The following is a 2,389-nucleotide window of genomic DNA, read 5'->3' as shown; positions in this document are numbered from 1 at the left end:
TCTTCCTTACAGTTTTGGTTACAAACTTTGGCAAAGTTGAAAAACATTCTATTTCTTCAACCACGATGTAGTTTCCTTCAAGTAAGTATAAAACACCAAATCTTCCTTAAAGAACGGTATAATCTCTCTTATTTCCCTATACCATTCTTTTGTAGTGCTCGAAAGCTCGTCATAACAGACCAAGATATCAATAGCCTGCGCAATGGTGATAGCCTCAATAGCAAGCACCTGAAAAGCGTTGTCTATCACTTTATGGGTAAGGGTCGCCGCATTGGTACCCATACTCACTATATCCTGATTATCGTTATTGTTCGGGATACTATGCACATACATCGAGGTAGAGAGGGTTTGGTTTTCGGCAGTGGTAGAAGTAGCGGTAAACTGTACCCCTTGCATACCGAAGTTAAAGCCCAGCTTGCCCGCATTCACAAATGGTGGCAATAGCTCGTTAATTTTAGGGTTCAATAGGTAGTTGAGCTGTCGCTCAGCAAGCATTGTCATACGGGTAACTACCAGTTTAAGCTTGTCCATTTCAAGAGATATATAATCGCCGTGGAAGTTACCCCCGTGATATACCTGTTGGGTAGGCACATCTACTATTGGGTTGTCGTTAGCCGAGTTCAGTTCCTCTTCTACGATGCGCTCAGTATGCGCAACAGTGTCGTATACAGCCCCGAGTATCTGTGGCACACAGCGTAAGGAGTAGTATTCTTGCACCTTTTCTTTAAATACAGTTTCGTTGTGTTGCCCTTTGTAAAGATGTTCTGCACGCTTGCGGGTGCGTTTGCTGTCGTGCAAGAAGTCGCGCATCATTCGGGCGATTTCTTTTTGCCCAGTATGTTGTTTGGCGTTGTTTAATTCAGATGAAAAATGGTCGTCATAAGTCTGTACTAGCTCGTTGATAGCCGTTGTGAACTTCACTGTCCAAACCAATAGCTTTTGTGCGTAATACACATTCACCCCTGCCAAGCCCGTCATTACCGACGTGCCGTTCATCAGCGAAAGTCCTTCGCGCAAGTGTATTTGTAGTGGTTTGAGTCCCACTTCGGCAAATACTTCTGCCGTAGGTCTGCGCGCGCCTTTGTAGAACACTTCTCCTTCGCCTATGAGCACTAAGGCGAGATGGGCTAACTGCACAAGGTCGCCACTAGCTCCCACGCCTCCGTGTTGGAAAATAAGCGGGGTAATGCGGTAGTTCAATAGGTCGCGCATCAGTTCAATTGCCTCTATATGCACCCCCGACTTGCCTAACGACAAGCTCGTAAGTCTACACAATATAGCCGCACGCACGGTTTCTTCATCAAACACCTCCCCTAAGCCCGAACTATGACTGCGGATAAGGTTGTATTGCAACTGCAATTGGTCTTCTTTTTCAATGCGATATTGCGCCATCGGTCCAAAGCCCGTATTCACGCCATAAATGATTTTGTTCTCTGCAAAGTCTTTTAAGAAAGCGTAACTCTCTTCAATGAGGGCTTTAGCTTCTTTGCTAATAGCCACTTCTTTCTTATCAAAAACGATATCTTTAAAATCGCTGTAAGTACGTAATGTTTTCATTGTTTTTAGTTATTAATATAAATCAAGTTTTGTGTTATGTCATAGGGGCAAAGTCAACGAGCTGGCACAGCTGAGTATGTGAGGCAATTCACCCTATTAAGGCAATTCTCTCCATTAGTAATCTGGCGACAAAGATAATAACTAATTTGTAAATTAGCAAAATTTAGTACTTAGTTTTTAGTCATCAGTGATGTCCTGAGCCTCTCCGAGATTTTCTGAGAACTCCGATTAACTACACACCCTCATTTTCTAATTCTCTAATTTTCCACCTGCTCGTGTAGCTCTCACCTCGTCGTGCTACGACCCTTAGTAAAATTGATACACTGATAATCAGTCGCTTTTTCAGTATATTTTGTAGGGGCGATTTGCAAATCGCCCTCTAAAAACAAGCCTATTGAGTCGTAATCTATTTTTGTTTGACTATAATATCTGTTCAATATATACAATACTGATTTACAATTGTATTTGTATTATAATCCGCGAAATCCAGCAACGAAGTTGCCAATCCGTGCGCTTCACATTTGTCAATTGTCAATTGAAAGACTATCCGTGCAATCCGTGTAATCTGTGTGTAGTTTGCGAGCTGGCATAGCAGAGTATGTGTATAAAGGCAACTTGTTGCCTATTTGTTTGATTTGTAAAAAATTGTAAGATTTCTGTAGCGTAAGCTACACTTTTCTTTCATCGAACTCACTTAGTTATTTTATGTCCGACAAATCTAACCAGTTGCCAATGATATTAGCAAATAGTAGCACTATAAGCTCAATTAATCTTCAATTATAATTTGATTAATCATTATTGTAGAGCCACTGTAGAGCCACTGTAGACCCAC

1 protein-coding gene is annotated in these 2,389 nt (G+C 41.6%); it reads right to left on the bottom strand.

All coding sequences use genetic code 11. The features are described from left to right. Nucleotides 1–48: 48 nt before the first annotated feature. The gene (hutH, locus tag HMPREF9072_RS06850) at nucleotides 49–1,557 is read right to left on the bottom strand and encodes a histidine ammonia-lyase (protein WP_009750571.1); all 1,509 of its coding nucleotides are present in this window, start codon (nucleotides 1,555–1,557) and stop codon (nucleotides 49–51) included. Nucleotides 1,558–2,389: the final 832 nt, after the last annotated feature.

The sequence above is a fragment of the Capnocytophaga sp. oral taxon 324 str. F0483 genome (genome assembly GCF_000318315.2).
GTDB lineage: Bacteria > Bacteroidota > Bacteroidia > Flavobacteriales > Flavobacteriaceae > Capnocytophaga > Capnocytophaga ochracea.
This window is presented reverse-complemented; position numbering and strand designations above follow the sequence as displayed.